Genomic DNA, 5,945 nt, shown 5'->3' with positions numbered 1-5,945 from the left:
TTTTACACCCTCTTTTTTGTTAATTTAAGTAATACTTTGCTTAAGCTTTCTTCCGTAAGATCCTCTGCATCAGCAAAATCTGATACCGTAAAAGCAGACTCTGTTGTTGGTTTATTTATAAGTTGACGGAGATGCCTTAACATACCATCTGCTATCACTTGAATTTTTAATTTAGAAAACTGTTCCCTACTATACATCCAAATAAAATGTAACTTTTCATCTTTCACCATTCCGATAACATCAATTAGATGAGACGGTTTGGAATCTGGAGCATGATCTAAAAATGTAAATCCTGTCTCTTGCATAAACAAAGAGTCCCTTGAAAACACCTGATCAAATTGGCCCAAATAGTTAAAGCTTATTGAAGGCTTTTGCTGATAAAACGGAAGTAATCCTTTATTCAAGTAACGTAAAATACCATAGTCAACTCCGCGATTTGGAATTCGACGTAATTGTTCTTTGACAGCCTTTAACCCTTCAATAGGTGTCTGAGTTCCTTGAAAATTGAGATGAACGGGATAAATACTCGTGAACCAGCCCACTGTCCTTGATAAATCAATACCTTCAATCATCTCTTCTCTTCCGTGTCCTTCTAGATGAATAGAAACGGTTTGCTGATTTATACAATCAACGATAGCTTGTCCTAATGCCGTTAATAGTACCTCATCAATCCTTGTCTTATGAGTGACTAGAACTTCGTATAACAATGTTTGTGTTTCTTCTATTCCTAGAGTCCTCGTCACTTGATCAATCGATTCTTCTGTTGTTTCTTGTATTGGATAGTCCATTGGAATTTTCATCGTTTCTTTTTCTACTTGTTCATTCCAATAATTTTGTACTTCTTTTGAAATACCCGAATCACTGTATGTCTGGAGTCGTTCAGACCACTCTTTAAAAGATGTACTTTTCGCAGGTAAGCGAACTTCTTGACCTTGTTTCATCTGGTTATATACCACCTGTAAATCTTCCAATAGAATCCTCCATGACACTCCATCTACTACTAAATGATGAATCACCCAGAATATTCGATCATTTCCAGTCAAGTTATCTTCAAAGTACACTACTCTCATTAACGGACCAGTAACTAAATTGAAACTAGCTTGATTAATGTTCATCTCTTCTTGTATTATTTTATTCCACTCTTTTTCATTAACTTGATTACGTTTTACAACATGGAGTACTGACAGCTCATCAGTCCCTTCATTTCTCTGCCTCCACGTTCCGTTTGGTAACTGTTCGTACCGGAAACGTAAAGCATCATGATGTTTCAGTAAATTTAATATCGCTCCCTCTAGTAATTTCACATTCAATCTTTCTTTTACTCTTAAAAGCATTGATTGATTCCAATGCTCTGTATGTGGATGTTCTTGCTCGAAGAACCAGCACTGAATTGGAGTAAGAGGCACATCACCTATCACAATTCCCTGCTCCGCTTGTACTCCCTGCGTTTCTATAGCCACTTGTGCCAGCTCAGCGATAGTTGGGCATTCAAACATTTGCTTTGGAGTAAGTTTTAACCCCACTTGACTTGCTTGAGATATGATTTGAATACTGAGAATCGAGTCGCCACCAATTTCAAAGAAATTATCATAGATTCCCACCTTTTTAACACCTAATACTCGCTTCCAAATGGTAGTCAGTATCTGTTCGTTACTATTCCGAGGGCCAACACATTCACTATTAATCTGCTTTTCCTCTGGCATAGGTAAGGCCTCACGATCAACTTTACCGTTAGCTGTAAGTGGAATAGCTTCCATCGCCACAAATCCCGAAGGAACCATATAACTTGGTAGTTTCGCTTTAAGATACTCTCTCCACGCATCTACATTTCCATCTCCTACAACATATGCTACTAATCTTTTATCGCCCGGCTGATCTTCTCTTACAATTACAACTGCCTCTGTTACAGATGCATATGTATTTAAAGTAGACTCAATTTCCCCAATCTCAATTCTGAAACCACGTATTTTAACCTGATGATCAATTCTTCCACGATAATCTAGATTCCCATCTGGCAAATACCTAGCTAAGTCTCCTGTCCGGTATAATCTTTCTTTCGGATTACTACTAAATGGATGAGATATAAAACGCTCTGCTGTTAATTCAGGTCTATTTAAATATCCACGTGCCAATCCTGCTCCACCAATATAAAGTTCACCATCAACACCTATAGGAACAGGTTGTTGATAAGCGTCTAGTATATACACTTCTAAATCGGGAATCCGCTTTCCAATATTACTTCTTGAAGCATGCTGCACATCATCTAGAGTAATTGGATAATATGTAACATGAACTGTAGTTTCGGTAATTCCATACATATTAATTAACTGTGGTTTTTTCTCCCCATACCTTTGAAACCACGGTAACAAGCCAATAGGTTCTAACGCTTCTCCGCCAAATGTCACGTAACGCAGCTGCAAATTTTTATTCTTATCTTCTTGTTCACACACTCGTATTAATTGGCGGAATGCGGAAGGTGTCTGATTTAGAACTGTGACTTCTTCCTCCACCAATAATTGATAAAAATCCTTAGGTGATCGACTAATCCAGTACGGAACAACAACTAATTTTCCACCATATAATAACGCTCCCCAAATTTCCCATACTGAGAAATCAAATGCATACGAATGAAAAAGCGTCCAAGTATCTTTTTCATTAAACTGATACAAACAATCCGTCGATTTAAATAACCGTATAACATTGCAATGCTCTATCATAACGCCCTTTGGATTTCCCGTTGATCCCGAAGTATAGATTACATATGCCAGATTTTGGGGACCGATATTAGAAACCGGCAAAGTCTTACTTTCTTTCCCAATCTCATCTTGATCACGATCCAGGCAAATCGACTCAACATTTTCTGGTAACCAGTTCAATTCTTTTAAACTTTCTTGCGTTACGAATAACTGAATGCTAGCATCTTCTAAAATATATTGAAGTCGCTGCTCTGGATATGTTGGATCAAGTGGAACATAAGCCCCACCAGCCTTCAAAATTCCTAAAATACCTACAATCATCTCGAGGGAACGTTCAACGCACAGTCCAACTAAAGTATCAGGTCCTACTCCCTTTTTCTGCAGATAATGAGCTAACTGGTTTGCACGTTCATTAAGCTCCTTATAAGTAATTTTTTCTTTTTCATACGTAACTGCAATAGAATTTGGATAAATCATCGCTTGCCGTTCGAACATTTCATGAATAGTTACTTGAGGTGGGACATCCAGTTTAGGATTGTTGAACTCAACTAAACTTTTTCTTTTATCTTCCTCAGAAATGATTTCTATTTCAGCCACCTTCTGCTTTGGGTTTTCAAAAGTATTTTCTAGTATCACTAGCATAACGTTAAAAAATCGTTCTATCTCTTCCTTAGAAAATAGCTCCTCACGATAATCAATATGTACATGTAAAGAGTCTATATCAATTAGATTTTCAATATGCACTGCAAAATCTTGTACTTCTTCACGGTTTGGAATCCATAGTGAGTCACCACTTTCATCACGATCCCTATAATCAATCGTAGTTCCGAAAAGTCTCACATTACTGTTATTCTCTTTATTAATCTGCTTTAATAACAAATCAAATGGATATTTCTGGTGTCTCAATGATTTACTTTGTTTTCTGGACACCCTACTAATAAATGAAAGTACTTCTTCTTCTGGATCAATATCCATCCTTAAAGGAACTGTACTCACCATCATTCCAATCAATTTTCGTTCCATTTTAGTCATACGATTGCCGTAAGCCATTCCTAAACCAATATCAAGCGATGAGGTCCACCGATACATGGACAACGAGAAAGCAGCAACAAAAAGAGTATATAAACTAATTTTGTAATCTTCAGAAAATTTTTCTATCTTTCTCTTCAAATGTTCCGTTAATATAAACGTCTCACGTGATGCTTTTGTACTAACTTGGTACGTATTATAAGGCTTCAATCCAGTCACAGATGGCAGTGTTTTAAATTCCTCTAACCAAAACTTTTGATCTTTTTGAAAGCGACTACTATTCAAGTATGTTTGTTCGTTGGTCAGAAATTGAACATATGAATTTTTAATTTCGCCTTCCTCATTCTCGTTATGCATGTCATAATAATATTTTGCAATCTGCTCAGTAAATATTTGAATTGATAAACCATCCATAATAATATGATGAACATTTCCAAAGACTGCACATTCATTATCGTTTAATTTTATTAAAGCGAAATAGTATAAATTTGAATTAAATAATGTAAACGTTTCTTTTGTTTTCTGCTCAATCCATTCCTCAAGCAAATTTGTATTCTCCACATTACTGAAATCAAAAAACTCAAATTCTTGTTCTTCATGTTTAGTAAAATATTGTTTCGGTTCCTGATGCCCATTTTCTTTTAACCTAATGCACAGACCGTCATTTTCACTGATAACGCGATTCACAACTTGGTTTAATTTTGAATAATTCATTTTTCGATGAAGTTTAAATAAAAATCTTAAATTACATATTCCTTTATCAGAATGAACGACTTCTGTATACCATATTCTTCGCTGCGGATGGCTTAATGGATAGCATTCCTCATTGGTCATAAAAATCTTCCCTTCAAAAATTATTTGCTCTTATAGGTTCGTGTTTATGTTTAGCCCATAAATATTTCTGCAGTGAAACTCCAATTACTCCAATAATAACAAGCCCAATCCCTCCATAAACATAGAGTTGAGTTACTCCAAACAAATGCACTAATGGACCACTCATAGCAGGAGAAATAATTAGAACTGCGTTTGTTAAACTGCTTTGTATACCAAATACTCTTCCTACTTGATCTTGATCGGATTCTATTTGTAAAATGACTTGATTAGATACAAGCATCAGCCCACTTCCGATACCAGCGATAAAACTAATTAAATAAGCTAAAACGAAGACCGTACCGGGCGTTATCAAACCAATCCCCCCAAAACCAATTCCCATTAAAACCATACCTCCACATACTACCCAGCCATATTGAAATTGTTTTAATTTCTGAGTTAGTAATGCACCAAGTATTCCACCAAGACCAATAATAGAAATGATATATCCCATTTTACTTTTATCATGTGGGAATAAGCTCTTAAATAAAGTTGGGAATTGTGAGTCTACTAATTGTAATACTGCCATGGCTATTGTAACGAAAATCATGGTTGATAATATTATCCGATTAGATAACACATAACCCCACCCTTGTACCCAAGCGGTCCAAGTACTTTGTTTTTGCTTTTCAACAAATTCTTTCGATATAGTTTCTTTAAATTTTATTGTGGGTATCAGAACTAAGGTAGCTAATAAACAACTTATAGCTCTTATAATGAGGCAGAACTCTGGTTGAAACCAGCTCAGCAACATGCCCCCTATAAGTGGGCCTACTATCTTTGTACCCTGCTCTACTATTCCGTTGATACTTACTGCTTTAGTAAGCAAGTCCGGGGATACAATCTGTCTTGTTAGTGTTTGCTGTGCAGGATAATAGAAAACAATAAAAATGGAACGAATCATTAATGCCACTAAGAGCCAGTGGATATCTTGTACAAATAAAAGAGCAATTGTTATTAGACCAACCATTAGATTACAGAACATCATAATTGGAATTTTTCTAAAACGATCCGCAATAACACCTGCCCATGAGCCAAAAATAATTCCAGGAAGTGCATATGCAACAGGAATCAATCCAATCATAGTAGGATCTACTTCCCATTCAAACCCAACTATAGTCATAATCGCTAGCATATCAATAAAAACACCAAGCATAAGCAATGAATAGGCAGAGAAAACTTGTAAATAAACCCTATTTCCTAATAGGCCTTTTGAATCAGTAGTTTTCATAAAAGCAAGCTCCTTAGGTTACTAATATAAACGCTTTTGCGTATAAGGTACCTCTTTATTAAACCTAATTAATCATTATTGACATCTCACCTAGAATTTAACTTCGTCAAAACTCAAAT

Annotated in this window: 2 protein-coding genes; both read right to left on the bottom strand. The window is 35.9% G+C overall.

From position 1 onward, the window contains the following. Positions 1–2 precede the first annotated feature (2 nt). Positions 3–4,559 (bottom strand): non-ribosomal peptide synthetase, encoded by a 4,557-nt coding sequence (locus tag ACODS7_RS05620; protein WP_088115301.1) that lies wholly within the window; start codon positions 4,557–4,559, stop codon positions 3–5. Positions 4,560–4,572: 13 nt separating this feature from the next. Next, positions 4,573–5,826 carry an MFS transporter gene (locus ACODS7_RS05615; RefSeq protein WP_000858613.1) on the bottom strand — a complete coding sequence of 418 codons (1,254 nt, stop codon included), beginning with the start codon at positions 5,824–5,826 and terminating at the stop codon, positions 4,573–4,575. Positions 5,827–5,945 lie beyond the last annotated feature (119 nt).

It is taken from the genome of Bacillus sp. FG16 (assembly GCF_057809515.1).
Note: the sequence above shows the minus strand (reverse complement) of the source record. Positions and strands in the feature narration are given on the sequence as shown.

Bases quoted from the DNA above. Each gene is read 5' to 3' on its own strand.
- ACODS7_RS05620 (WP_088115301.1), bottom strand. From the start codon at position 4,559: ATGACCAATGAGGAATGCTATCCATTAAGCCATCCGCAGCGAAGAATA.
- ACODS7_RS05615 (WP_000858613.1), bottom strand. From the start codon at position 5,826: ATGAAAACTACTGATTCAAAAGGCCTATTAGGAAATAGGGTTTATTTA.